The 26,107-nt window shown below is 66.6% G+C and carries 25 protein-coding genes; 11 read left to right on the forward strand and 14 right to left on the reverse strand.

The features are described from left to right. Positions 1-6 precede the first annotated feature (6 nt). Both HGB41_RS10500 and HGB41_RS10505 read right to left on the reverse strand, forming a co-directional pair. Positions 7-2,319 carry a xanthine dehydrogenase family protein molybdopterin-binding subunit gene (locus tag HGB41_RS10500; RefSeq protein ID WP_171083972.1) on the reverse strand — a complete coding sequence of 771 codons (2,313 nt, stop codon included), beginning with the start codon at positions 2,317-2,319 and terminating at the stop codon, positions 7-9. Continuing rightward, complete coding sequence (locus HGB41_RS10505) at positions 2,276-5,485, reverse strand: bifunctional diguanylate cyclase/phosphodiesterase (RefSeq protein WP_171083974.1); 3,210 nt, start codon at positions 5,483-5,485, stop codon at positions 2,276-2,278. The genes HGB41_RS10500 and HGB41_RS10505 overlap by 44 nt, the downstream gene beginning before the upstream one ends. A gap of 190 nt (positions 5,486-5,675) precedes the next feature. Between HGB41_RS10505 and HGB41_RS10510 the strand changes: the two genes are divergently transcribed. Next, the gene (locus HGB41_RS10510; RefSeq protein ID WP_171083976.1) at positions 5,676-6,185 is read left to right on the forward strand and encodes a DUF1993 domain-containing protein; all 510 of its coding nucleotides are present in this window, start codon (positions 5,676-5,678) and stop codon (positions 6,183-6,185) included. A 159-nt stretch (positions 6,186-6,344) separates the two neighbouring features. Here HGB41_RS10510 and HGB41_RS10515 read toward each other — a convergent pair whose 3' ends face one another. Both HGB41_RS10515 and HGB41_RS10520 read right to left on the reverse strand, forming a co-directional pair. Beyond that, positions 6,345-6,563 (reverse strand): DUF1289 domain-containing protein, encoded by a 219-nt coding sequence (locus HGB41_RS10515; protein ID WP_171083977.1) that lies wholly within the window; start codon positions 6,561-6,563, stop codon positions 6,345-6,347. Continuing rightward, complete coding sequence (locus tag HGB41_RS10520) at positions 6,544-7,119, reverse strand: DUF1415 domain-containing protein (RefSeq protein ID WP_171083979.1); 576 nt, start codon at positions 7,117-7,119, stop codon at positions 6,544-6,546. Before HGB41_RS10520 ends, HGB41_RS10515 begins: the two co-directional genes overlap by 20 nt. Positions 7,120-7,482: 363 nt before the next feature. Here HGB41_RS10520 and HGB41_RS10525 point away from each other — a divergent pair, with 363 nt between their 5' ends. The 4 genes from HGB41_RS10525 (at position 7,483) to selD (ending at position 13,094) form a co-directional block, all read left to right on the forward strand. Further along, the gene (locus tag HGB41_RS10525; protein ID WP_171083981.1) at positions 7,483-8,826 is read left to right on the forward strand and encodes a transglycosylase SLT domain-containing protein; all 1,344 of its coding nucleotides are present in this window, start codon (positions 7,483-7,485) and stop codon (positions 8,824-8,826) included. 404 nt (positions 8,827-9,230) lie between these two features. Then, positions 9,231-10,787 (forward strand): DEAD/DEAH box helicase, encoded by a 1,557-nt coding sequence (locus tag HGB41_RS10530; RefSeq protein WP_171083983.1) that lies wholly within the window; start codon positions 9,231-9,233, stop codon positions 10,785-10,787. 242 nt (positions 10,788-11,029) lie between these two features. Beyond that, positions 11,030-12,046 carry a selenoneine biosynthesis selenosugar synthase SenB gene (senB, locus tag HGB41_RS10535; RefSeq protein WP_371868503.1) on the forward strand — a complete coding sequence of 339 codons (1,017 nt, stop codon included), beginning with the start codon at positions 11,030-11,032 and terminating at the stop codon, positions 12,044-12,046. Further along, positions 12,030-13,094 carry a selenide, water dikinase SelD gene (selD, locus tag HGB41_RS10540; RefSeq protein WP_171083987.1) on the forward strand — a complete coding sequence of 355 codons (1,065 nt, stop codon included), beginning with the start codon at positions 12,030-12,032 and terminating at the stop codon, positions 13,092-13,094. Before senB ends, selD begins: the two co-directional genes overlap by 17 nt. Positions 13,095-13,116: 22 nt before the next feature. Here the strand turns inward: selD and HGB41_RS10545 are convergent, their stop codons facing one another. The 7 genes from HGB41_RS10545 to egtD form a co-directional block, all read right to left on the reverse strand. After that, positions 13,117-13,740 carry a DUF1906 domain-containing protein gene (locus HGB41_RS10545; protein ID WP_171083989.1) on the reverse strand — a complete coding sequence of 208 codons (624 nt, stop codon included), beginning with the start codon at positions 13,738-13,740 and terminating at the stop codon, positions 13,117-13,119. A gap of 39 nt (positions 13,741-13,779) precedes the next feature. Further along, positions 13,780-14,460 carry a DUF2589 domain-containing protein gene (locus HGB41_RS10550; protein WP_171083991.1) on the reverse strand — a complete coding sequence of 227 codons (681 nt, stop codon included), beginning with the start codon at positions 14,458-14,460 and terminating at the stop codon, positions 13,780-13,782. Between the two features lie 58 nt (positions 14,461-14,518). Beyond that, entirely contained in the window at positions 14,519-15,028 is a 510-nt protein-coding gene (locus tag HGB41_RS10555) for a DUF2589 domain-containing protein (RefSeq protein WP_171083993.1), read from the reverse strand. A 26-nt stretch (positions 15,029-15,054) separates the two neighbouring features. Then, complete coding sequence (locus HGB41_RS10560; protein ID WP_171083996.1) at positions 15,055-15,285, reverse strand: hypothetical protein; 231 nt, start codon at positions 15,283-15,285, stop codon at positions 15,055-15,057. A 114-nt stretch (positions 15,286-15,399) separates the two neighbouring features. Next, complete coding sequence (locus HGB41_RS10565; RefSeq protein ID WP_171083998.1) at positions 15,400-16,332, reverse strand: YihY/virulence factor BrkB family protein; 933 nt, start codon at positions 16,330-16,332, stop codon at positions 15,400-15,402. Between the two features lie 10 nt (positions 16,333-16,342). After that, on the reverse strand, positions 16,343-17,581 hold the full coding sequence (gene egtB / locus HGB41_RS10570; RefSeq protein WP_171084000.1) for an ergothioneine biosynthesis protein EgtB: 1,239 nt from the start codon (positions 17,579-17,581) through the stop codon (positions 16,343-16,345). After that, the gene (gene egtD / locus HGB41_RS10575) at positions 17,581-18,564 is read right to left on the reverse strand and encodes an L-histidine N(alpha)-methyltransferase (RefSeq protein WP_229422964.1); all 984 of its coding nucleotides are present in this window, start codon (positions 18,562-18,564) and stop codon (positions 17,581-17,583) included. Before egtD ends, egtB begins: the two co-directional genes overlap by 1 nt. A 197-nt stretch (positions 18,565-18,761) precedes the next feature. Between egtD and HGB41_RS10580 the strand changes: the two genes are divergently transcribed. From HGB41_RS10580 to HGB41_RS10605, 6 genes are all read left to right on the forward strand, one after another. Next, entirely contained in the window at positions 18,762-19,649 is an 888-nt protein-coding gene (locus HGB41_RS10580) for a putative selenate ABC transporter substrate-binding protein (RefSeq protein WP_171084004.1), read from the forward strand. Between the two features lie 22 nt (positions 19,650-19,671). Then, positions 19,672-20,490 (forward strand): phosphonate ABC transporter ATP-binding protein, encoded by an 819-nt coding sequence (locus tag HGB41_RS10585; RefSeq protein WP_171084006.1) that lies wholly within the window; start codon positions 19,672-19,674, stop codon positions 20,488-20,490. Beyond that, positions 20,490-21,338, forward strand: a complete 849-nt coding sequence (locus HGB41_RS10590; RefSeq protein WP_171084009.1) for a PhnE/PtxC family ABC transporter permease — start codon at positions 20,490-20,492, stop codon at positions 21,336-21,338. Before HGB41_RS10585 ends, HGB41_RS10590 begins: the two co-directional genes overlap by 1 nt. Then, a complete protein-coding gene (gene phnE / locus HGB41_RS10595; protein WP_171084011.1) occupies positions 21,335-22,135 on the forward strand; it encodes a phosphonate ABC transporter, permease protein PhnE in 801 nt (266 codons plus the stop codon). Before HGB41_RS10590 ends, phnE begins: the two co-directional genes overlap by 4 nt. A gap of 35 nt (positions 22,136-22,170) precedes the next feature. After that, positions 22,171-22,815, forward strand: a complete 645-nt coding sequence (locus HGB41_RS10600) for an ABC transporter ATP-binding protein (RefSeq protein ID WP_171084013.1) — start codon at positions 22,171-22,173, stop codon at positions 22,813-22,815. A gap of 178 nt (positions 22,816-22,993) precedes the next feature. Beyond that, positions 22,994-23,281, forward strand: a complete 288-nt coding sequence (locus HGB41_RS10605) for a hypothetical protein (protein ID WP_171084014.1) — start codon at positions 22,994-22,996, stop codon at positions 23,279-23,281. Positions 23,282-23,301: 20 nt separating this feature from the next. Here the strand turns inward: HGB41_RS10605 and HGB41_RS10610 are convergent, their stop codons facing one another. From HGB41_RS10610 to HGB41_RS10620, 3 genes are all read right to left on the reverse strand, one after another. Further along, positions 23,302-23,784, reverse strand: coding sequence for a hypothetical protein (locus HGB41_RS10610; RefSeq protein WP_171084016.1), 483 nt, complete (start codon positions 23,782-23,784; stop codon positions 23,302-23,304). Between the two features lie 73 nt (positions 23,785-23,857). Then, positions 23,858-24,823, reverse strand: coding sequence for a Ppx/GppA phosphatase family protein (locus HGB41_RS10615; protein WP_229422965.1), 966 nt, complete (start codon positions 24,821-24,823; stop codon positions 23,858-23,860). A gap of 100 nt (positions 24,824-24,923) precedes the next feature. After that, entirely contained in the window at positions 24,924-26,096 is a 1,173-nt protein-coding gene (locus HGB41_RS10620; protein WP_171084018.1) for a GGDEF domain-containing protein, read from the reverse strand. Positions 26,097-26,107: the final 11 nt, after the last annotated feature.

Consider the following 26,107-nt stretch of genomic DNA (forward strand, 5'->3'; position numbering starts at 1 on the left):
TTCTTCTTAACTCAACCGCAGCGGCAGGCTGCGCAGCCGCTGCCCGGTCAGCGTGAACACGGCTGCCGCCACCGCCGGCGCGATCGGCGGCGTGGCCGGCTCGCCCACCCCTTCCGGATGCGCTGCGCTCGGCATGATGATGGTTTCCACTTGCGGCGCCTCGCTCATGCGCAGCACCGGGTAGTCGCCGAAATTCGACTGCTGCACCCGCCCGTCCTTCAGCGTGATCTCGCCGTGCAGCGCCGCCGACAGGCCAAACAGCACGCCCGACTCCACCTGCTGCGCGACGATGTTCGGGTTCACCACGATGCCGCAATCGATCGCGCACCAGACCCGGTGCACGCGAATCTGCTTTCCTTCGACCGACACCTCGGCCACCTGGGCCACGGTGCTGCCGAAGGAGCGGTGCAGCGCGACGCCGTGGGCACGCCCCTTTTCCGGTTGGCCGGCCCGGGCCACCGCGGCATCGAGCACCGCCAGCGCACGCGGGTGCGACTTGAGCATCGCGCGCCGGAATTCGACCCCATCGCGCTTGCCTGCATGCGCCAGCTCGTCGATGAAACCCTCCTTGAAGAAGGCATTGTGCGAATGCCCCACCGAGCGCCAGTAGCCGATCGGCACCGGGCTGTCGACGGTGACGTGGGCGATGCGCTGGTTCGCGACCGCGTACTGCATGTCGTATTCGCCTTCGGCCGTGGTCTTGTCCGGCCCCACGCCCGGCAAGCCGAGGTTACGGGCGAAATACTGGTGGCCGATGGCGCCGCTGGCGGATTTGTTATCCCAGGCCAGGATGTTCCCCCCGGCGTCGAGGTGGGCGCGGAAGCGCGCCAGCGCCGCCGGACGGTAGACGTCGTGGGTGGTGTCGTCTTCGCGGGTCCAGATCAGCTGCACCGGCTTGCCGCCAGCGGCCAGCGCCACCGTGACTGCCTGGGCCACCATGTCGGCCTCGAGCCGGCGGCCGAAGCCGCCGCCCAGCAGCATCACCTCGATAGCCACGTCCTCGCGCGCCACGCCGGCCACGCGCGCGGCCACGTCGACGGCGACGCTCGGCACCTGGGTCGAGGCCCACAGGCGCACCTTGCCGCCTTCGACCTGGGCGGTGCAGTTCACCGGTTCCATCGTCGCATGCGCCAGGTAGGGCGCGCGGTATTCGGCCGTGACAGTCAGGGCCGCGCCGCGCACGTCCTGGGTGCCCGCCTCGTGGTAGACATAGCCGCTTTCTTCATCGAGTGCGCGCGCGAATTGCTCGAACACGACCTCGGTCGACAACCGTGCCGACAGGCCCTCGTCCCAGGTCACCGGCAAGGCCGCCACCCCCTGGCGCGCCTGCCACCAGCTGGCGGCGACCACAGCCACGCCGGCCCCGGCGCCAGTACGGTCGCCCGGCACGCCAGGAATCGCGACCACCTGCAGCACGCCCGGCATCGCGGCCACGGCGGCGGCGTCGAAGGAGGCCACCGTGCCCCCGACCACGGGCGACATCTTCACCGCGGCATACACCATGCCGGGCACGCGCGCATCGATGCCGAAGCGCGCGGCGCCCGTCACCTTGGCGCGGCTGTCCAGGCGCGGCACCGGCTTGCCGATCAGGCGGAATTCGGCTGCTTCCTTCAGGCGCACGTCGCTGCTATCGATGCCGGCGCCGACACGGGCGGCATCCTGCGCCAGTGCGCCGTAGGCCAGGCGTGCGCCGCGCGCGTGGACCACGAAACCGTCTTCGGTCCGGCATTGCGCCAGCGGCACCCGCCAGCGCTCGGCGGCCGCCTTGACCAGCATGGCGCGCGCCACGGCGCCCGCTTCGCGCATCGGCAGCCAGGCGTCCTTGACGCTGGTGGAACCGCCGGTGAACATGATGCCCAGTTCGCGTCCCAGCTTGGCCGCCAGCCACTGCGCACCCTGGCGCGTGCGGCCATCGTCGTCCGGATGGAAGGGCAGAGTCTCGCGCAGGACGGTGAGATTGGCGTAGATCTTGTCGATCGGCGCCTGCACGATGCGCACTGCTGCCAGCGGCACGTCGAGCTCCTCGGCCACCAGCATCGGCAGGGCGGTATGCACGCCCTGCCCCATCTCGCTGCGCGGCACCACCACCGAGACCGTGCCGTCCGGCGCGATCGCGACCCAGCCATTCAGGCCGACCGCCCCGCCATCGAGCGGCAGCGGTTCGGCCGCATGCAGGCGCTGGCGCGGCGGCTGGAAGCCCCAGCCGACCAGCAGGGCGCCGGTGGCGAGCAGGCCGCCGGCGAGGAAACGCCGGCGCCCGCGCTTTGGCCTGGTGTCAGGTGTTGTCGGTGTTGCTTGCTGCGGCCTCGTTCGCGTCATGTTGTTCTTTGTCTTGTCCCTGGCCCCAGCGTGCCAGTATTTCCGCCGGCAGCACCGGCCGGCTATACAGGTAACCCTGCGCGTGGCTGCAGCCATGGCGCAGCAGGAAGGCCGCCTGCTCTTCCGACTCCACGCCTTCCGCAATCACCGACAAATTCAGGCTCTTGCCGAGCTGGATGATCGCCACCGCGATCGCTTCCGCATTGGCATCGGCCCCGGCGTCGGCCGAGATATCCTTGATGAAGCTGCGGTCGATCTTCAGGGTCTGCACCGGCAGCTGCTTCAAATAGGCCAGCGACGAATAACCGGTGCCGAAATCGTCGATCGCCAGCCCCACGCCGATCGCGCGCAGGTCGTTGATGTATTCCAGCGCATCGCCGGTGTTCATGATGACCGACTCGGTCACCTCGAGCTGCAGGCGCGCCGGCGCCAAGCCAGCGCCGTGCAGTACCGCCGCCACCGTCGGCGCGATGCTGCCGCGGTCGAACTGGCGCACCGACAGGTTGACGGCCATCTTCGGCACCCGCAGCCCATCGGTATCCCAGCATACCATCTGGCGGCAGGCCTCGGCCAGCACCCACTGCCCCAGCTGGCCGATGAAACCGGTGTCCTCGGCCACCGGGATGAAGCGCGTCGGCTCTACCCGCCCCAGCTCCGGGCTCTGCCAGCGCACCAGGGCCTCGACGCCGACCAGGCGGCCGCTGTCGATGTCGACCTGCGGCTGGTAGTGGAGGAAGATCTCGTTTTTCTCGATCGCGCGGCGCAGCATGGTTTCCAGGCGCAGGCGCTCGACGCCCTCGCCGCTCATCGACGGCGCATAGAACTGGTAGCCGTTGCGGCCGCGCGCCTTGGCCTGGTACATCGCCACGTCGGCATTCCGAATGAGCATGTTCAGGTCGACGCCGTCCTGTGGGAACAGGCTGATGCCGACGCTGGCGGTGACGAACAGTTCGTAGCCCGACACCGTGAACGGCTGCTCGAACAGGGTCATCAGCTTGCCGGCTACGTGGACCGCACCGAATGCACCCTTGACGTCTTCCAGCAGCACGATGAATTCGTCGCCGCCCAGGCGCGCCAGCGTATCGCCTTCGCGCAGGCACTTGGTGAGCGCGCCGGCAACCTGCTTGAGCAGCTCGTCGCCGACGTGGTGGCCGAGCGTGTCGTTGACGTTCTTGAAGCGGTCCAGGTCGATGAACAGCACCGCCAGCTGCTCGTCGGCGCGCGCCGCGCGGACCATCGCGTGCTGCAGGCGGTCGTGGAACAGCAGCCGGTTGGGCAGCGCGGTCAGGGGGTCGTGGTGAGCAAGGTGGTCGAGCTTGTCCTGCGATTCCTTGACCCGGGTGATGTCGCTGAACACGCAGACATAGTGGGTGACCGCGTCTTCGTCGTCGCCGTCCTCGTCGTTGCGCACCGCCGACACCGTGAGCGACTCGAGGTAGACTTCGCCATTCTTGCGGGTGTCCCAGATCTCGCCGCGCCAGAAGCCGGTGTCGGCCAGGTCGCCCCACAGCTGCTGGTAGAAGCCGTCGTCGTGGCGGGTCGAGCGGGTCAGGCTAGAGTGCTGGCCCAGCGCTTCGCGTTCGGTATAGCCGGTGATCTGGGTGAAGGCCGGGTTGGTGGCGATGATCTTGCCGAACACGTCGAGCACCATCACGCCGTCGGCGATGTGTTCGAGCACGGTGGCGGACAGGCGCAGCTTTTCCTCGGCCTGCTTGCGTTCGGTGATGTCGGCAAACACCCAGATACTGCCGTCGTTGGGCCGCGCCGGATCGAGCGCGCTGCCGCTGACCAGCAGCCAGAACGGGGTGCCGTCGCGGTGCCGGAACTGGATTTCCTCGCCGGTGTCAGGGCTCCCGGCACGGCCGGGGTAGCTCTCGATCCAGCGCTGCTCGACCTCGGCGCGGCCGGGGAAGAGGATCTCGGTCGAACTGCCGACCATGCCGCCGTCGGCATAACCGAACAGCTCTTCGCCGCGGCGGTTGGCCGAGACGATGCGGCGCTGGCGCACGAACAGCACGCCGAACATCACGTTGTCCAGGATCGCACCCTGCTCGGTCAGCAGCGCCTCGATGCGCATTTCGTCATGCTTGCGCGCGCTGATGTCGTAGATGATGCCGTCCACCCGGAATCCGTCGCTGCCCCACTCGCCCTGCGGCTGGCCGCTTTCCAGCACCCAGCGTTCGATGCCGCCTGCGTCGATGATGCGGTATTCGACTTCGTAGGGGCTGCCCGCCGTTAGCGCGTCCTTGGCCAGGTGGCGCTGCAGGCGCCGGTCTTCGGGATGGATGATGTTGGCCCAGTCGTCGGTCGTGGCCAGCATGAAGCGCTCGGCCGGATAGCCGGTGATGTCCTCGATGGCGTCGCTGACGAAATCGATCGCGCCGCCGGGACGGGCGCGGAACACGGCGCCCGGCACCTGGGTGACGATGGTGCGGAACTGTTCCTCGCGCCGGCCGATGTCGGCGAACAGTTCGCCGATCGCCATGCGCATGCGCTCCATCTGCCCGCCCAGGCGTCCCAGCTCGTCGCCGGCATCCAGCACCAGCGGGGTATCGAAGTCGCCGCGCGCCAGGCGGTCGGAAAAACCGGTGAGCGTGCGCAGCGGCGAGAGCAGGCGGCGCCTGAGCAGCAGCGCGATCAGCAGCAGCGAGATGCCGAGCTGGATCGCCAGCACCAGCGCATAATTGCGCTGCTTGGCACGCAGTTCCTGCTCGCTGCGGTAATCGCCCATCTCGAGCACCACCCGGCCGATCTTCTGGCCCTGCACCACGATGTCGCGCTCGGCGCGGTAGGCGCGCGCGCCCGGCGCCAGCACGGCGCGCCGGCTGATGATTTCTTCCTGCGACAGGCCGCGCACCTCGACATGCACCACGGCCGGGTCGCGCATGAAGGAATCGACCAGCGACCGCGCCGCTTCCAGGTTCATGTCCCACAGCGACTCCTGCATGCCGAGGGCCAGGATATCGGCATTGCGCTGCAGCGCATCGTTCAGGCTGCGCACGGCCGCTTCGCGTTCCTGCACGCCGATCAGGAACACACCCCCGACGACGGCGGGCACGGCCAGGCTGCCGAACACAACCAGCAGCAGCGCGCCATAGATCGAGCGGCCATACAGTTTGCGCAGCCGGGCCGGCAATCCGCGGAAAGTGAAACGTGACAGGGGCATGGGGCAGTCGGCGCGGCCCTTGCGCTCGCGCAAGGAAACACCCATTTATTTATGGCAAGAGAATACCTTGATTATGCATGCTAGATTGCAACGAGTCACGCAATTGCGGGCACCGCCGGACCAGCCTGCCTGCGCCTGTCGGCAGGACGCGACAAGACTTGTTATGATTGAATCTTTCAGAGGAGACTCGATGAGCCTGACCATGTATTCCGCCTCGGTCCCGGTGTTCCGCCGCACGCTGGGCAGCCTCGCCGCCGTGCTGGAAACCGCCGAAACGCACGCCCAGCAGCACAAGATCGAACCGGTGGCCCTGCTGCAGGCCCGCCTGTTCCCCGACATGTTCCCTCTTATCAAGCAGGTGCAGGTCGCCACCGACTTCGCCAAGGGCGCAAGTGCGCGCCTTGCCGGCCAGGAAGTGCCGCGCTACGAGGACAATGAGCAGACCTTCGCCGAACTCCAGCAGCGCATCACCAAGACCCTCGGCTATATCGAGTCGCTGCCCGAGGAAGACATCGCGGCGTCGGGCGAGCGCCCGGTCACCCACGGCGCCGGCGAACGCGCACGCCATTTCGACAGCGGCGACGCCTACCTGGTCGGCTTCGTGCTGCCGAACTTCTACTTCCATGTCACGACTGCCTACGCGATCCTGCGCCACAACGGCGTGCCGATCGGCAAGCGCGACTTTTTGGGTGTGAGCTGATCGCGACCGTGGAATAGCCACCAACCCGTAGGGTGGGCAATCCGTAATTCAGGGCATTGCCCTGAATTACCTTGCCCACGCGGTGAAAGTTATCGGATGAAAACCGCACTGCGTCCGTGCTACCGCTGGTTGAACGCGCGGGCGGCAAAGCCGCCCACCCTACGTATTTCGCCGTGGATATCCCTCAGACAGGATCCGCACCCACACCTTCTCTTTATCCTCGGCGCTCATCGAGACCCAGTGCGCCACCTCGGCCACGGTCCGCCCGCAGCCCCGGCACACGTCATCGAAGGTCGTCGAGCACACCGCCACGCAAGGCGTGTCCGGCCGCTCCGGCACCTTGCCCGGCCCGGCGGGATTACTGGGCTGGGCCGACATCGAGCTTGTCCCAGCCGTCATGACCCAGCTTTTCCATGGTATCGATATTCTTCTCGAAGATCTCGGCCGCTTCCGGGAAGGCCTCGACCGCGCGGTCGATGCTGTCCTCGCGCAGCAGGTGCAGGATCGGGTAAGGCGCGCGGTTGGTGTAGTTGGCGATGTCGTTCGGGTCGGTATCGGCGAACTGGTAGTCCGGGTGGAAGCTGGCCACCTGCAGTTCGCCGTCCAGCTGCATGTCCTCGACCGCCGCATCGGCCACATCCAGGAACTCGTTGTAGTCCTCGAAACTGGTCAGCACGAAAGGATGGACCAGCAGGGTTGTGTCGACCTCTTCGGCCGGGGTGTCCGACAGGCGCTGCAGTTCGTCCATGAGCTGCTCGAGCAGCGCTTCAGGCGTAGTCGCATTCGACACCACATAGCGCACCTGCTCCTTTATATAGACAGCCTTGGCAAAGGGACAGAGGTTCAGGCCAATGACGGCCCGTTCCAGCCAGCGGCGGGTGGCGGCAATGACTGCGTCGTCGTCGGCGTTCAGGTTCGGTTTCGTAGTGCTCATGGGTGACGGCTCATTCAGGAATGCGGGATGCGGAAGCCGGATTGTACGCACTCTTTGCGTGCCCTCATAGATCGGTACCCCGGCAGGACTAGGCTAGCCCTGAAGGCATAGGATTCATGCCGCATGCATGCGGGTTCCAGCGTCCTTATCAACGCACAGGCAGAGCCAAGTTTCGTTCGCTTGTTACCGCGATCCCCTGCCAATTTGCACCCATCTTTCGTGTTCAGGATGGCAATTTACGAAGATAACAACTGGAGAATAATTTGTAACGAGCAGGACTTACTTCTTGACGCGTAAGAGCATGCCTACGTACACTGCCCCCTTACCTAGTCCGTTCGTTCCTGGACGCAACACTGGAAAGCGATGCACGATATGATCCGCAAGACCTTAGCGACTGCCGCGCTGGCCCTGTTGGCCGCCCCGATGACTTACGCGATGGAGACCGCGCCCGCTGCCCCTGTGGCCAGCACAGCGACTGCCTCCGCGTCGACCCTCCGCCCTGCCCTGTTGACCGCACCTGGCCTGCTCAAGGCGGACGAATTCAAGGAAACCGACGTCTGGGGCCGAATCCGCAGCGGTTACGCGATCCCGGATATCGACAACAGCCTGGTCGCCCGCCACACCCAGGCCTACAGCGTCCGTCCGGACAGCCTCAAGCGCATATCGGGCCGCGCCTCGCCCTATCTCTACCATATCGTGCAGGAACTCGAAAAGCGCGGCATGCCGACCGAACTGGCGCTGCTGCCGGTAATCGAATCCGCCTTCAACCCGCAAGCCCTGTCCACCGCCAGCGCCGCCGGCCTGTGGCAGTTCGTGCCGGGCACCGGCAAGGACTACGACCTCAAGCAGAACATGTTCAAGGACGAGCGCCGCGGCGTGCTGGCCTCGACCGATGCTGCCCTGACCTACCTGCAGCGCCTGTACACGATGTTCGGCGACTGGCAGCTGGCCCTGGCAGCGTATAACTGGGGCGAAGGCAATGTCCAGCGCGCCATCAAGAAGAACCAGGCGCTCGGCAAGGGCACCGACTTCGAAAGCCTGGCCGAGCTGATGCCGGCCGAGACCCGCAACTACGTACCGAAGCTGCAGGCCGTCAAGAACATCGTCGCCAACCCGGCCCAGTACAACGTGGCACTGCCGGCGATCGACAACCAGCCTTATTTCACCGCAATCGACAAGACCAGCGACATCGATGTCGCCGTCGCCGCCCAGCTGGCGGAAATGTCGCTCGACGAATTCCGCGCCCTGAACCCGCAGTTCAAGAAGCCGGTCATCACCGGCGGCGAAAAGACCAAGATCCTGCTGCCGAAGGAAAACGCCGAGAAGTTCCACCTGAACCTGGCGCAGTGGGGCCGCAACCTGTCCACCTGGACCACCCACAAGATCACCGGCGCCCGCGTGTCCATCGCCTCGCTGGCCTCGAAGTTCGGCACCACCCCGGAAATCATCCGCCAGGCCAACAACATCCCGGCCAAATCCACCGTATCGGCCGGCTCGACCATCCTGGTGCCGAAGGTGTCCGCATCGAATGCCGGCGACATCGCCGACAACATCATCGAGAACGCCGTGGTGGCCTTTGAAGCCGAACGCAGCGCCAGCAAGCGCGTCAAGGCATCAAGCGGCTCGCGCTACAAGTCCAAGGCCGAAGCCCGTACGTCCAAGAACCGCATCGCCCGCAATACCTCCTCGAAGCGCAAGCATCGCTGATCCCCGCCGGGGCCGGCCCTGCGCCGGCCCCGCACCCCATTTGCACACCTGAACAGGTGCGTGCAGAGTTTTCCAATCTGTTGTATAGTGTCGTTTGTGCGCTGCAATAGAACGTCCGAACAGACTGGACGCAGCAGTTGCCGAGGCAAAGTCTCAGGCAACGAAGCAAGCGGCATCACAAGTAACACAACAAGCAGCATCGCAACCCTTGGCGACAAATTGGTCGCCCCCCATAAAGCCCTCCCGCCCTGTGTGTCAGCAACAAGACACCGTCCCGGCGCAAAGCTTTTGTGCCGAAATTTCTTTCAATTCTGAGTCATTTCGTAGTGTTGGTTCGCGTTGCTATTTTGCGCTCGTCGTTTCGACACGCGCGATCATGATTTAATTCGAAAGTAAAAATCCACATGAGTTTTGAAGCCCTAGGTTTACACGCATCCCTCGTCAACGCAGTCGCTGCCGCCGGCTACACCCAGCCGACCCCGGTGCAGGCACAGGCTATCCCTGCTGCCATCGCCGGCCGTGACCTGCTGGTGTCGTCGCAAACCGGTTCAGGCAAGACCGCAGCCTTCATGCTGCCGGCCCTGAACAAACTGGCCAATGCCGAGCAGCTTGACGCCGGCCGCACCACTGCGCAGAGCGCGCAGTCGGCCCGTGCCCGCGGCGAAAAAGTCCGCTTCACCGCAGCCCAGCCAAAAATGCTGGTCCTGACCCCGACCCGCGAACTGGCACTGCAAGTGACCAGCGCGACCGAGCAGTTGACCGTCGAAATGCGCCGCATCCGTTGCGTCTCGATTTTGGGCGGCATGCCTTACCCGAAGCAGATGCAACTGCTGGCCAAGAATCCTGAAATCCTGGTGGCGACTCCTGGCCGCCTGATCGATCACATGGAATCGGGCAAGATCGACTTCTCGCAGCTGGAAATCCTGGTGCTGGACGAAGCCGACCGCATGCTGGACATGGGTTTCATCGACGACATCGAGAAGATCGTCGCCGCTACCCCATCGTCGCGCCAGACCATGCTGTTCTCGGCAACGCTGGATGGCGTCGTCGGCAACATGGCACGCCGCATCACCAAGGATCCGCAGACGATCCAGATCATGAGCGCGGCCAACCGCCACGAAAACATCACCCAGCGCGTGCACTTCGTCGACGACCTGTCGCACAAGAACCGCCTGCTGGACCACCTGCTGCGCGACGAATCGGTCGACCAGGCTGTCGTGTTCACCGCTACCAAGCGTGACGCCGACACCATCGCCGACCGCCTGAACATCGCCGGCTTCGCAGCCGCTGCGCTGCACGGCGACATGCATCAGGGCGCGCGTAACCGCACCCTGGACAGCATGCGCCGCGGCCAGGTGCGCGTGCTGGTGGCGACCGACGTCGCCGCCCGCGGCATCGACGTCCCGACCATCACCCATGTGGTGAACTACGACCTGCCGAAGTTCCCTGAAGACTATGTGCACCGTATCGGCCGTACCGGCCGTGCCGGCCGCAATGGCCTGGCGATCTCGCTGGTCAACCACGCCGAAGGCATGAACGTGAAGCGCATCGAGCGTTTCACCAAGCAGCTGATCCCGGTCGATGTCGTGGAAGGCTTTGAACCAAAGCGTTCGGCCCCTGCCCGCAGCGGTCCACGCCCAGGCTGGAAACCAGGCGACGGCCGCAGCGCCGCCAAGCCGGGCCAGCGCAGCTTCGCCAAGCCGGGCGCACCACGTGAAGGCGGTTACGCCGACCGTGCTGCGCGTCCAGCCGACAGCCGTTACGCAGACCGTGGCCCACGTGAAGGTTTCGGCGGTGCACCGCGCGAAGCCGGCCGTGCTCCAGCAGCCGGCGCACCGCGCGAAGGCGGCTACCGTGGCACCCGCACGGAAGGCGCACCACGCCGCGACAGCGGCTTCGCCAAGCCATCGGCGCATCCGCGTTCGGGTGACGGCGTGCGCCGCACTTTCGGCGAGTATTAATCGCTGAACTGGGGAGCAGCTGCTCCCCCCCATGGAAAATGGCTGCCTCGGCAGCCATTTTTTTCGCCTGCTGATTCCAGCAAACGCCTCATCCCCGTCCATGCTGCCGAATCCATCTTTCGATGGTATCGATGCGCACACGATAGCATGCGTTCGAATGGAAGCTCCCCGTCCGCGTCATGGACCTAATGTCCACCTGCCGGCGTATAATCGCGCTCTTTCTTCGTCGGGGAAGCCAAGCAGTGCGCAAACGTATCCTCATCGTCAGCCCCGCCAGTGCGCGGGAAAACAATGGCAACTGGCAGACCGCGAGCCGCTGGGCGCGCTTCCTGCGCGTGGCGCATGACGTGCACATCGCGGGCGACTGGTCCCCGGACGACGAGCCGCCGGACCTGATGGTGGCCCTGCACGCGCGCCGCTCCGCCGCGCCGCTGGCAGCCTTCACCGATGCGCATTCCGGCCGGCCTGCGGTCCTGGTACTGACGGGCACCGACCTGTACCGCGACATCGACACGATTCCAGAAGCCGGCGCTTCGCTGGGACGCGCGCAGGCCCTGGTGTTGCTGCAGCCTGCAGGGCTGGAGCAGCTGCCGTGCGCCTTGCGCGCCAAAGCACACGTGATCTACCAGTCGGCACCGCCCCTGCGCCCTTATCCGCGCACGGGGACGGAACGCTTCGCCGACATCTGCATGGTCGGCCACCTGCGCGACGAAAAAGACCCGCTCACCTTCATCCGCGCCGCCTGCCTCGCGACCGCGCCACGCGCGCGCTTCGTCCACGTCGGCGGCGCGCTCGACCCGGCGCTGGGGGCTGCGGCCGAAGCCGCGCAACGGGAAAACCCGCGCTACCGCTGGCTCGGCGCCCTGCCCCATGCCAGGGCGCGCCAGCGCCTGAAGCGCTGCCGGGCGATGGCGATCACCTCCCGCATGGAAGGCGGCGCCAACGTCATCATCGAAGCCGTCACCAGTGGCGTGCCGGTACTCGCATCCGACATCAACGGCAACCGCGGCATGCTGGGCGAGGACTACGCGGGCTATTTCGCGCCGGGCGATGCGGCGGCGCTGGCGCGCCTGGTCGACCGCTGCATCCTCGATGCGGCCTTCGACGCCCTGCTGCGGCGCCAGTGCGCGGCCCGTGCCGTGCTGTTCGCCCCCGCCGCGGAACGAGCGGCACTGCGCGAACTGGTGGATAATCTCTTTCTTGCAGCGCCCGGCGCGCACCTACCAACGACTGGACACCCCCATGAGCACGACGCCTGACCAACCCATCAAACTCACCTCCTTCTCCCATGGCGGCGGCTGCGGCTGCAAGATCGCGCCCGGCGTGCTGGCCGAAATCCTGGGCAAGTCGAAAGGCTTCCCGATCCCCAAGGAGCTGATGGTCGGCATCGAGACCGCCGACGATGCGGCCGTCTATAAACTCAACGACGAGCAGGCGCTGATCGCCACCACCGATTTCTTCATGCCGATCGTGGACGACCCGTTCGACTTCGGCCGCATCGCCGCGACCAATGCGATCTCGGACGTGTATGCGATGGGCGGCACCCCGATCATGGCGCTGGCCCTGGTCGGCATGCCGGTGAATAAACTCCCGCTCGAGACCATCGGCGAGATCATCCGCGGCGGCGAATCGATCTGCGCCGAAGCCGGCATCCCGATCGCAGGCGGCCACACCATCGACTCGGTCGAGCCGATCTACGGCCTGGTAGTGCTGGGCCTGGTGCATCCGTCAAAAGTAAAGCGCAATGCCGACGCGCGCGCCGGCGACGTCCTCATCCTCGGCAAGCCGCTAGGCGTTGGCGTGCTGTCGGCCGCGCTCAAGAAGGATGCGCTGGGCCCGGAGGGCTATGCGGCCATGATCGCCAACACCACCAAGTTGAACAAGCCGGGCAAGGCCCTGGCCGAGATGGAGGGGGTGCACGCGCTGACCGACGTCACCGGCTTCGGCCTGCTCGGCCACCTGCTGGAACTGGCGCGCGGCGCCAAACTGTCGGCATGGCTCGAGATGGGCCGGGTGCCGCTGCTGCCGAACGTGCTGCGCCTGGCCCAGGACGGCTTCTTTACCGGGGCGTCCGGCCGCAACTGGGATGCCTACGGTAAGGACGTGACGTTCCGTGCCGCCGTCACGCCGGCGCAGCAGGCGCTGCTGACCGACCCGCAGACCTCGGGCGGGCTGCTGGTGGCCTGCGACCCGGCCAGCGTCGACGAGGTGATGGCGCTGTTCGCGCGCGAAGGCTTCGGCGATGCCGCCATCATCGGCAGCATGGGCAACACAGCCGAAGGCGAAGCGCGCATCACCGTCATCTAAGACTGGCCGGCGGGCGCCCGCCCTAGCCAGGCTGGAACAGCCCCGCGTCGCCTGCCGGGTTGGTGGTGTCCGGATCGACCTCCAGGGTGCCGCCGTCGACGCTGATGGTCGACGGCAGCGCCTGGATCAGGTCATAGCGCCGCGCACTGGCAAAGGCCTTCGAGCCCGCGAAACCGGTCGACTGCGACAGCCAGCTGCAGGATGCGGCCTTGCGCTCGAGCAGGCTGGCGCAGCACAGCCCCGAGCCATATACGCCGATGCGGTAGCCGCCCCCCAGCGCGGCGGCGACGCCGGCGAAGTAGTCGGCCACCGGACCATCGATATCGGCCTGCGACGGGTCGTAATCCACCGCAAAATAAATCGCCGACCCGGCCGGCTGCCCGACCGTGCGCGCCTCCTGCAAGGCACTGGCGCCATCGAGCTGGCCCTGGGCGCGGCTGAAGAAGCCGGCGTGGGTGCCGGCGCTTTCCCACACGGCGCCAAGCTGCAGCCCGGCCGCGCCAAGTGCGCGCGCTTCAATCGCGCCAAGGTTCTTGGCGGCGTTGTGGCTGTAGTAGCGCATCACGAAGTCGATCCCCTGGCGCCGAAGGGCCTGCGCGTGGCGGGTCATCTGCTGTGCGGTGTCGAAGCCTGTCAAAGCGGCCATGTTGTCTCCCCTCCCCATGATGAACCAGATGTCGTGGCTTCAGGCGTGCGGCGCCGGGATCGGCTGCGGCGAATTAACGGTGATCGGCTTCATCGTCATGTTATCGCCGAACATTTTCAGCAGCATCTTGATGCCCTCGGGGATGGGCTGCTGCTCGGCCTTCACCTCGACGTGGTATTTGGCGTCATTGCTCTTCTGGTAGGTCTGCTTGTCCGAGTTCGACTGCGAGGAGTCGTGCGACACCGAGCCCTTGACCTCGACCGAGAAGCAGCCCCAGCCCGCCTTGGCGTCGAACGAACCCTGCTCCTGGGTCTTGGACGAGGTCTCGGCGTCGGTCTCGTGGCTGTAGCTCGACTTCACTTCCATGTCGAAGCTGATGTCGACCGAAGTGACCGACAGCGAGGGGATTGGCACCATGGTGATGATCGGGAAGTCCACGCTCAGGTGCGAGTTGGCCGTGGAAACGCTGCCATCCGTGCCGATCACGGGCTGGCTCTGGCCCATCGCAATGCTGGCCGTGATCGGGGTATAAGTGATTTGCCCCGCGGAGTCCTTGGTCTGGTTGAAACCGGTGTTCAGGATGTACTGGGTCTGGGTCATTGCCAGGCCCTGCTGGGCGCTGGCTGCCGCCTGCAGCGGTCCGCCGATCAGCGTGTCCATCGGTAAGCCGGAGAACTGCTGGGTCATGCTTACCAGGCCGCCATCGATGCTGTCTGCCATTGTCACTCTCCTAGGTGTGATTGCGGGATGCGTTCATCCCGTGGTGATGCGCGCCGCCTCAGGTCGGCAGCTGCGCGTTAAGGACTTTTTCGTAGGCGCCCACCAGGCGGGCGTAGCCGGGCGGCAGGTCGGCCGCATGCACGATGATCTTGACCTCGGCGCTGTGCGGGCCCTTGTGGCCCAGGTTGACGATGATCTCGGGCGGCAGATCGGCCTCGCCGCGCGCCACGTCGGGGGGCAGCAGCGGCGCCAGCGAGAAGTCGAGCGTGGTGAGCAGCTCGACGCGGTCGATCACGTGGCTGCGCAGCGGCAGCAGGGTAATCAGGGGCACCTGGACATTGTGCGGCTCGACGCCGACCTTGCCGTTGCGGCTGACTTCGCGCGGCACCTGCATGACGACGCTGCGCGCTTCCCATGCGCCGTCCGGGAACTGCACGCCGGGCGCCTGTCCGGCCGCCGGCACGAAATACTGCGCCAGCTCTTCCATGTGCTGCTCGGCGACGCTGCGGTGCGCATCGACGACAGCGCGCTTGATGCCGGCGATGAGCCCGCCCAGTTTGATCGACATGAGGGAATGGTCCTTGGCTCAGCGGGTCAGCGCACGCGGCGCTGCGGGGCCGACAGCTCGCCGATGCCGTCGATCTGCAGGCGCCCGAGCCGGAAAAATTCTTCATCGCCGCCCTCGCCTGTTCCTTCCGGATGGCGCACCGGCAGCGGTTGGCGGAGCGAGAGCGCGACTACGCTCAGGGCCACCAGCACCAGCAAAAGCAAGACCAGCGCGAGGGCCACCGGCAGGGGCAGGACGAAGGCGACAGTTTGGCTCATGACATCTCCCGATGAGGTTGATCTCGCGCTCAATTAACCTAGCGCAAGTGCCTACTGTGCCATCGCAACAAACGGGAGAAATTGATGAAGCGCAACCAGTTGCAAACGGGAAGTTCAGGCGGCCGGATGGGTGATCAGGGGTTCGGGCGGCTGGTTGACCTGTCCATGGCCGACACGCTCGTATTCGGCGATCACCTGGGCCCCGAGCAGCAGCAGGGTGGCCGCGATCTCGAGGCTGAACATGACCACGATGGCCGTCGTCATCGAGCCGTATACGACGTTCACCTGCGACAGGGTCGAGAAATACCATACCAGCACGTGGCGCGCGACTTCCCACAGCAAGGTCGCGGTGACGCCGCCGATCAGCGCGTGCCAGACCGACAGCCGGCCCACCGGCATCACCAGGTAGATCGAGGTCAGCACCAGGATCTCGCCAACCAGCCCGAGCAGGTAGAGCAGCACGCCGGAGATGCCGTTCAGCGACCACTCATAGCCGAACAGCCAGACGCTTTCCTCGCCCATCACTTCCAGGGTGCCTGCCACCAAGGTGACGATCATGACGCCAAGGCCCAGCGCCAGGATATAGCAGTAAGGAAGCACGGCCGAGACCAGGAAGTGGCGGCGCGTGATCTCGACCCGGTGCTTGAAGATCACGCTCATCGCGTTCTCCAGCACGGTGAAGGCAAAAGAGCTGAAGAACAGCATGGTCCCGCCCAGCAGCCAGGTGATGAGGTCGCGGTTCTCGAGGAAGTTCGCCACCTCGGCAACGATCGAATCGGACTGGCCGGGCATCAAGAGTTTCAGGTAGCGGTGCAGGGTCTCGAGCAGCTCGGCCTGGTGGATGAAGTGCGACAGCGCCACCACCACCAGCATCAGGAAGGGCACGATCGACAGCAACGCGTAATAGGCCACGGCGCCGGCCAGCAGCAGGCCCTGGTTGGCACGGAAACCACGGAGTACCTGCAGGGTGAATGCGAGGGGGTGGGCGAGGATATGCGCGTTCGCACGCTGGTCCAGCAGGCGCTCGCGCCAACTGCGGCGGTTCATCGGACCAAGCTCATCGGGCCAACCTGACCCCGGTAAACTGCCAGCGGGCACCTGCCGGGAAAAAGTTGCGGTAACTGGCGCGTGCATGGCCATCGGGGGTGGCGCAGGACGACCCGCGCAGCACGTATTGGTTGACCATGAATTTTCCGTTGTATTCGCCGATCGCGCCGGGCGCCGGGGCATAGCCCGGGTAAGGCGCATAGCTGCTGCTGGTCCACTGCCAGCAGGCGCCGAACATCTGCTGGATGCCGTCGCCGTTGGCGGCAGCCGGATGCAGCGCGCCGCCGGCAAGGGTAGCCTGGCGTGCGGCGAATTCCCATTCGGCTTCGGTCGGCAGGCGGGCGCCCCGCCAGCGTGCATAGGCATCGGCCTCGTACAGAGACAGGTGGGTGACCGGGCGTTCGGCATCGAGCGGCTGCACGCCGTGCAGGGTGAACTCGTCCCAGGCTCCATTGCCAGCGTCGATCCAGTACAGCGGATGCAGCAGCTCGCCCGTGCACACGCGGTCCCAGCCTTCGGCCAGCCACAGCGCCGGGTCGCGGTAGCCGCCGGCCTCGATGAATTCGCGGTACTCGCCGTTCGTGACCAGGCGCGAGGCCAGCTCGAAGGGCGCGATATAGGTACTGTGGCGCGGCAGTTCGTTGTCGAAGCAGAAGCCATTGCCGCCGTAACCGATTTCCGCCAGGCCGCCGTCGAATTCGATCCACGACGAAGCCCCTTGCGGCGCGCCTGCTTCCAGGTCTTGTGGCAGGTGTTGCGACGAATAGGCCGGGAACAGGGGATTCTGGGCCAGCAGGTGCTTGACGTCGGTGAGCATCAGCTCCTGGTGCTGCTGTTCGTGCTGCAGGCCGAGTTCGACCAATGCCGCGATTTCCGGTGCTGGATTGCCCGCTACCAGTTGCGCGATGCGGCGGTCGACGTCGGCGCGGTAGGCGCGCACTTCATCCAGCGAAGGCCGCGTGAGCAGGCCGCGCTGCGGGCGCGGGTGCTTGGCGCCGACCCCGTTGTAATAGGAATTGAACAGCACCCGGAAGGCCGGGTGGAAAGGTGCAAACCCCGCCTCGTGCGGCTCGAGGATGAAGGTCTCGAAGAACCAGGTCGTGTGCGCCAGGTGCCATTTGATGGGGCTGGCGTCGGGCATCGACTGCGCGCAGCAGTCTTCGTCCGAGAGCGGCCCCGCGATCTCGAGCGAGCGCCCGCGCACCCTTGCGTAAGCGTGCTGGATGTCTTCGCGCTGCCCGATGCCCATCAGTGGACCACCTTTGCCTGCGTTCGTGCGTGCGCCTGTGCATGGATCACCGCGAACCAGCGCTGCGGATCGGTCCACACATGCGTGGCCTCGAACCCGGAACGCTCCAGCAGCGCGATCGCGTCGGCCTGATGGTATTTGTAGCTGTTCTCGGTGTGGATGCGGTCGCCGGCCGCGAAATGACGGCCGCCGCCAGTCCAGTGCACCTGCTGGTTGCGGGTGGCTTCCAGGTGCATTTCGACCCGGCCACGTGCTTCGTTATAGAAGCCGTGGTGGCGCCAGGCCTTGACGTCGAAGTCGGCGCCGATCAGGTGGTTCACGTGGCGCAATGCATTCAGGTTGAAGGCGGCGGTGACGCCGAGCGCGTCGTCATAGGCGGCATCGAGCGTGGCCTTGTCTTTCACCAGGTCGATGCCGATCAGCACCGCGCCATCGTCGCCGCACTGCCCGCGCAGGCGGCGCAGGAAGCCCTGCGCTTCCTCGGGCGTGAAATTGCCGAGCGAAGAGCCGGGATAGAAGAACAGCCGGCGTTCCGCGCGGACCTGCGGCGGCAGTTCGAAGCGCGTCGAGAAATCCATGCCCAGCCCCTCCATGGCGATCTGCGGGAAGCGCTGGCGCAGGCGCAGCAGGGCGTCGCCCAGGAATTCGGCGGAGATGTCGATCGCGACATACTGGCTGGGGGCCAGCAGCGGGAACAGCGAGGCTGCCTTGGCGCAGTTGCCGGCGCCGAGGTCAACCAGGGTGGTGCCGGAGCCGGCCACGCGCGCGATCTCGGCGCCGTGGCGCGCGAAGATCGCGGCCTCGGTGCGGGTCGGGTAGTACTCGGGCAGTTCGCAGATGGCTTCGAACAGCCTGGAGCCGAGTGCGTCGTACAGGAATTTGGGCGAGATCCACGCATCGGGAGCGTCAAGCCCGGCATGCAGTTCGTCGGCGACGTGGGCATTGGCGGCGCGTGGCGGATCTTGCGTGCAGGAGGTGTGCATAAGCGTTATCATTCGTGCCGCCACTCCGCACCATGCGTCATGGCAAAGGGGTTACCGCTTCAAAGTTGCCGATTTGGCTATCATAGCGGATTACGGCTTTTTGCCGCTTTCGCGTGGCGCGCAAACGTGACGTGCAGCGTGACGCCTCCGGTTCATCCGTTTCCAATACTCAATAAGCTCACTAAAGAAAGCCCGACATGACTTCGTTCTCGCCTTCGCGTGTCCTGAAAACCCTGTTCGCCGCCACCGCTACGGCCGGCCTGATGTTCGCCGCCGGGGCTGCCATCGCCCAGAACACCCCGGGCGTGCTGCGTGTGTCGGCGATTCCCGACGAAGCGCCGACCGAACTGCAGCGCAAGTTCAAGCCGCTGGGCGACTACCTGGCCAAGGCAACCGGCCTGAAGGTCGAGTTCACCCCGGTGACCGACTACGCGGCCTCGGTCGAGGGCCTGGTCAACCGCAAGATCGACATGGTCTGGTTCGGCGGCTTCACCTTCGTCCAGGCCCACGAACGCAGCAAGGGCCAGGTCACGCCGCTGGTGCAGCGCGTCGAAGATGAAAAATTCCGCTCGGTCTTCATCACCACCAACCCGGCCATCACCAAGCTGGAAGACCTGAAGGGCAAGACCCTGTCCTTCGGTTCGGAATCGTCGACCTCGGGCCACCTGATGCCGCGCTCCTTCCTGCTGGCTGCCCGCGTCAACCCGGACACCGACCTCAAGCGCATCGCCTTCTCGGGCGCGCATGACGCCACCGTCGCCGCGGTCGCCGGCGGCAAGGTCGATGCGGGCGCGCTGAACATCTCGGTCTGGGACAAGCTGGTCGACGCCAAGAAGGTCGATCCGAAAGTCGTGCGCGTGTTCTACACCACCCCCGGCTATTTCGACTACAACTGGACCGTGCGCAGCGACATGAATGCCGCGCTGAAGAAGAAAATTACCGACGCCTTCCTGGCGCTGGATGCATCGACTCCTGAAGGCAAGGAAATCCTGGAACTGCAGCGCGCCACCAGGTTCATCCCGACCAAGGTATCGAACTATGCGGAAATCGAAGCCGCGGCGCGCAACGCCGGCCTGCTGAAGTAATCGCGTTCAGGCAGCCCTGACGATGACCTACCGGCTCGAGCAACTCACGGTACGCCACCTGGTGGCGGGGCTTGATGCGCCCCCTGCCCTGCATGCGCTCGACCTGGTCATCGAACCCGGCGAGCAGCTGGCCCTGATCGGCCCCTCGGGGGCCGGCAAGACCACCCTGCTCGCCACCCTCGCCTGCGCCCACAAGCCAGCCGAAGGACGCTTTTCCGTCTTCGGGCAAGACCCGTGGGCGCTGTCGCAAGCTGCCCGCCACCGCCTGCGTGCGCGCCTGTTCCTGGCGCCCCAAGCGCCGCCGCTGCCGCCGCGCCAGCGCGTGGTGACCACGGTGCTGGCCGCGCGCCTGCCCCACATGAGCTTCTGGCGGGCCTTCGCCTCGCTGGTGAAGCCGGTCGACCCCGACGCCGCCCACGCTGCCCTGGCGCGCTTCGGCCTGGGCGACAAGCTGTATTCCCGCGTCGACCGCCTCTCCGGCGGCGAACGCCAGCGCTGCGGCCTGGCGCGCCTGATGCTATCGAACGCAGAAGCCTTCCTGGTTGACGAACCGATCTCCGCGCTCGACCCGGCCCTGTCGCAGCACACCCTGGCCACGCTGCAGCAGGAAGCCAGCGAGCGCAAGGCCACCCTGGTGTGCAGCCTGCACCAGGTCGAGATGGCCCGCGCCCACTTCCCGCGCCTGGTCGGGCTGCGCGACGGCCGCATCGTGTTCGACCGGCCGCGCGAAGCCGTGACCGATGCCATGATCGCGGCACTCTACGAGAACGAACACGTGCAGCCTCCGGCGCCGCATCCGCACGATACGCCGGACCGGATCGCGGTCGGCGCCTGCTTCTGATGACGCTGCCACGCAGCGAGACGGCAAGCGCGTCCGCACACCCGGACCCGGCCTGGCGCGGCCGCGTCATGGCCGCCATCGTCTGCCTGGCCTTGCTGTGGCCGATGCTGGTGGCGAGCGAATTCAAGCCCTGGATCCTGTTCGACCCGCAAAGCCTGGCGGCCGCCGGCATGTTCTTGTCCGATTTCCTGCGCCCGGCGCACGGGAGCGAGTTCCTGGCGATGGTGTTGCGCGAAACCTGGCAGACCGTGGCCATTGCAACCGCCGGCCTGAGCCTGGCCCTGTTGGGCGCGATTCCCGCCACCCTGGTCATTACGCAGCGCCTGTCGGTTTCGACCCTTGGTACCGGCCGCATGCGCCCTGCCGCAATGATCGTCCGCCAGCTGCTGCGCTGGGTGCTGGTGCTGCTGCGCAGCGTGCCGGAACTGGTGTGGGCGCTGCTGTTCGTGCGCATCGTCGGCCTGGGGCCGACCGCCGGCGTGCTGGCCATCGCCCTCACCTATTGCGGCATGCTGGCCAAGGTGTATGCCGAAATCCTCGAGTCCGGTGACGCGCACGCCACTGACGCCCTGCTCACGAATGGCGCGGGGCGCCTGCCGGCGCTGCTGTATGGCGCGCTGCCCGAATCCTCGGCCGAACTGGTGTCCTATACCGTCTACCGCTGGGAGTGCGCGATCCGCGGCTCGGCGGTGATGGGTTTCGTCGGCGCCGGCGGCCTGGGCCAGCGCATGGATGAATCGACCAAGATGATGGCCGGCGGCGAAGTGTCCACCATGCTGATCATGTTCGTGCTGCTGGTGGCGCTGGCCGACCTGGTCTCGAAGCTGCTGCGCCGGAGGCTTGGATGACGCCGCACTCACCATCCTTGCCACCGCCGCCGCCACGCTCGCCGGGCAAGATCCTGCTGCTGGCCGCACTGGTGGCGCTGGTCGTGGCCAGCTTCGCCTCGCTGCCGCTGCAATGGTCGGCCTTCTTCGCGCCCGAAGCCCTGGACTCGGCCGCCGAATTCCTGGACGGCTTCTCGCCGCCCGACACCGCGCCCGCTTTTCTTGATAAAACCTTTGGGGCGCTGTGGGAGACGCTCGCCATGTCCCTGATGGGCACCCTGCTGGCCGTGGCCGGCGGCCTGGCGCTGGCGCTTCCGGCGTCTGGCCGCATGGGTGGCGCCCTGCGCGGCGCCGTGCGCGCCCTGCTCAATGTGCTGCGCTCGATCCCGGAACTGGTGTGGGCCTCGCTGCTGCTGGTCGCGGCCGGCCTGGGGCCGTTTGCCGGCACGCTGGCGCTGGCCGCGCACACCACCGGCGTGCTGGGGCGCCTGTTCGCCGACGCCCTCGAGAACGTCGAGCCGCTGCCGGAACAAACCCTGCGCACCAATGGCGCGGCGCCGCTGGCAGCCTTCCTGTACGCGACCCTGCCGCAGGCGCTGCCGCAGATGCTGTCGTATGCGCTGTATCGCTGGGAAAACAATATCCGCGCGGCGGCCGTGCTGGGCGTGGTCGGGGCCGGCGGCCTGGGCCAGATGCTCAAATACCACCTGTCGCTGTTCCAGATGCAGAGCGCCGCCACGGTGGTGATCGCCATGCTGCTGCTGGTGGCGCTGGTCGACGCGGCCAGCTACGCGCTGCGGCGCGCCCTGACCCGCTAACCCTTCGCTGAACCTTTCGTCACGCCGGAAAGCCCATGCTCGTCCTCGACAACCTGAACAAATCCTATGGCGGCCGCGCAGTGCTGTCGAACCTGTCGCATACCTTCCAGGGCGGCGAGTTCGTGGCCATCATGGGCGAGTCGGGCGTCGGCAAGTCGACCCTGCTGAACCTGGTCGCAGGGCTGGATGCGCCGGACAGCGGCCAGGTGATCGTCGACGGCACCCCGATGTCGGCGCTGGACGACGCGGCCGCCACGCGCCTGCGCCGCAGCCGCATGGGCTTCATCTTCCAGGCCTTCCACGTGCTGCCGCACCTGAGCTTGCGCCAGAACGTGGCGCTGCCGCTGCTGCTGAACCGCCAACCGGTGGATCGCGCCGACGCCCTGCTGGCGGCGGTCGGCCTGGCCGGACGCGGCGACGATTTCCCGCGCCAGCTCTCGGGCGGGGAATTGCAGCGCGTCGCGATCGCACGAGCCCTGGTGCACCGCCCCGCCCTGCTGCTGGCCGATGAACCGACCGGCAACCTCGATCCCGAGACCGCCGCCACCATCCTCGGCCTGCTGCGCCAGGAAACCCGCGCCAGCGGCGCCGGCGCCATCATGGTCACCCACTCCCACGCCGCGGCCGCCATGGCCGACAAGGTGCTGTTACTGACTCGTTCCGGATTGAAATTAGCGTAAATTCCTCGAAGAAAGACGCAGATTCAGCATTTTTACGTTCTACTCGTGAATCGTGCGTGACACAATCGTAGTAATATCACAACGACCCGCCACCGACCAAGTCAACATAACAGGGGGGCTTTTTCCAGAACAGTCGATCTGTCCCGAATCCATGTTTTCAAAAATTCGGAGAAGCAACATGAGCGTACGACAGAAAAAACAGGAAATGCTCGCCGCAATGCAACGAGCCCGTGCCATGGAGCCGTCGAGCTTCGTGCCCAACAAGCTGCTCGATACGCTGATCGAACGGATGCAGCTCAAGAACGACGCGGAGCTGTGCCGCGTGCTCGAGGTGCAGCCGCCGATCATCAGCAAGATCCGCCACCGCAAGCTCAATGTCGGCGCCACGATCCTGCTGCGCATGCACGAGAAATCGAATATCCCGATCCGCGAACTGAAGGAGCTGACCAGCGCTTCCATCCACTGATCCCGCGATCTTCCAATGCCTTAGGTTCCTGCCGGCGGGCGCCCTGTCTTGAGCTGGGGCAGCGCCGCCAGCACCGCCCTGAGCGTGGCGATGTCGACCTGTCCCAGCAGGGCCACGCCCACGCGCAACAGTTCACTCTTCTTGACGTCGATGCCGGCGCGCAGGCAGGCGCTCTTCACGTCCGCCAATACCGCGTATTCATGTTCCGGCATGGTGAAGCTGTCGCGCACCAGGACCGGGCGTGCCACGGTAGCGGGCTGGGCAGACGATGCCGGCGCCTTGCGCGCAGCCCTCGTTGGCGAGGGCCTGGCCAGCGCCTTCGCCGCGACTCGCACGGCGGTCTTGACGCCGGTTTTGGCGGCAGTCTTTGCAGCCGGTTTTGCGGTCTTCGCTACTGCGGCCCTGGCGGCCCGCGCCGGGGCTTTCACTGTCTTTGCCGGCGCCGCTTTCGCGCGCACGGTTCGCTTTGCTGCCACTGTCACGGCGGCCGACTTCCTGGGCATTACTGACTCCATCATTCAACAAGCTAAACAATATAGTCGATTTGGCCGGGGACTGCCAAAACGCCGCGCAGGCTCAGCCCATGCGCGCGAACGCGGGCAGCGCCGGCGGCAAGGCCACGCTGCGCCAATGCAGGTCCCACAGCGCGCCCACGCGCAGGCCCGCATGCACCGGCAAGACCTCGGTGATGCCGTATTCCTCCATCAGTGCGAGCAGCAGGGCCAGTCCGCCTGCCAGGTGCGGCGCGCGCGCGGCCGCCGGCCAGGCCAGCCGCACCCGTGCCACGTGGCCGGCCTCGATGAAGCGCCGCCGCAGCTCGCACAGGCCTTCCATCGTCAGGCGCCCATCCGCGATCCCGTCTTCCAGTGCGATCTCGGCCAGCGCGCGCACCGTGCCGCAGGCGCCGTAGGCGAGCGGCGGGTGGCGCCCGGCCACGGTGGACTCGGCGAAGCGGCTGCGCCCGGAACGCACCGCGGCGTCGAAGCAGGCAGCATCGATGCGGCCGTCGGCGAAAAAGCTCAGGCTCTGGCGCACTGCGCCGACCGCGAAGGATTCGATGCGTTCGATCGACGGGCCGCGGCCCAGCACCAGTTCGGTCGAGCCGCTGCCGATGTCGAGCACCAGGCGGCGGCGCCCATCGTCGCCGCCCAGCGTGCTGGTCACGCCCATGTAGACCAGGCGCCCGGCCTCGTCGCCGGCAATCAGTTCGATCGGGCGGCGCAGGGCCGTTTCGGCGGCGGGCAGGAAGACCTGCGCATTGCGCGCCATGCGCAGGGCCGAGGTGGCCACCACGCGCACGGCCTGCGGGCGCCAGGCGTCGAGCAGCTGGGCGAATTCGCGCAGGCTGGCCAGCGCGCGGCGCATGGCCGCCTCGCACAGGCTGCCGTCTTCCTCGAAAGAGGCGGCCAGGCGTACCGGCTCGCACAGGCTTGCCTCCAGCAGCAGCTCGCCCCGCTCGACCCGGCCGACGTGCAGGCGGAAGCTGTCGGAGCCGAGTTCGACGGCGGCGTAGCGTGGGAAATGCTGGGCTTGGGATGTCATGGGCGCTCCTGCTGCGGGGATGCCGCAGGATACGTCCGCGATATGACAGCGATGTGACCCGCCGACGGCGCGCCGCGAGGCGCGAGCGCCAGCTGGGGCTTCAGGCCTCGACCGGGCTGGCAACCGCCTGGCTGACGCGGTTGCGTCCGGCGCCCTTGGCCGCCTGCAGGGCGTCGTCGGCGCGCTGGAACAGGGTGACGGTACTGTCTTCGGGGCGCAGGATGGTGACGCCGAAACTGGCCGTCATGGCGATCAGCGCGCGTTCGCTCTTGACCGGGGTGCTGGCAATCGCCGCGCGGATGCGCTCGGCCACCAGGAGCGCTTCGTCGAGGTTGGTGCGCGGCAGCAAGATCGCGAATTCAACCCCCACCAGGCGGCCGACCAGGTCGGAATCGCGCAACTGGCGCCGGCACAGCTCCACCACGTTGCGCAGCACGGCGTCGCCCGCCGGGTGGCCATAGCTGTCGTTGACGCGCTTGAAACCGTCGAGGTCGAGCACCACCAGCGCGGTCGGCAGGCCGGGCCGGCGCGCCAGCGCCATCCACGGGGCCAGGGCATTGAAGAAGCCGCGCCGGTTCGGCACGTTGGTAAGCGGGTCGACCAGTTCGAGGCGCGCCAGTTCGCGCCCGGCGCGCTCGCGGCCCAGCAGCAGCATGCCGAAGCCGTTGGACAGCATCAGGACGTAGAGCGCGGCGCTGGACAGCTGGCGCAGCAGTTCGCTGGACAGCCAGCGCCAACCACCCGGCAGCACCAGCACCGACAGCCCGCGCAGCGCCACTACCAGGGCCAGCACCGCGGTCAGCAGCGCCAGGAAGCGCTGCAGCAGGCTGGCCTTGCCCCAACCCGAGGCCAGGGCGATCGCGCCGATCAGGTAAAAAGCGCCGAGCAGCAGCGACGAGGCCACGCTGCGCAGGCCCTGTTCGTCGATCAGGTAGCAGACGAAGAAAGTGAGGATCGAAAGCAGGGCCGCCAGCAGCATCGGGCGGCGCCAGCCTTCTCGGCCGTTGGTTTCCCAGGCGGCGCCGGCTTCCACGGCGACGCCGGCAAACAGCAGCGCATAGCCGCCCGGCAGCGCGAGCGGCTCCGGCACCACCCCGAAACCGCCCAGCGCCAGCAGGGTCCAGGCGCCGGCCTGCACCTGTTTCGACAGTGCCCATGCAGCCAGCGCCGGCGGGCGCACCGGGCCATGGTCGTAGAAGGTCAGTACGGCGCACAGGGCCAGGTTACCCAGGGCCAGCACCAGGACCATCGTGGTCGCGTCGAGGTTCGTCATCGTGGCGGTCG

This window comes from Telluria aromaticivorans (assembly GCF_013003915.1).
GTDB lineage: Bacteria > Pseudomonadota > Gammaproteobacteria > Burkholderiales > Burkholderiaceae_D > Telluria > Telluria aromaticivorans.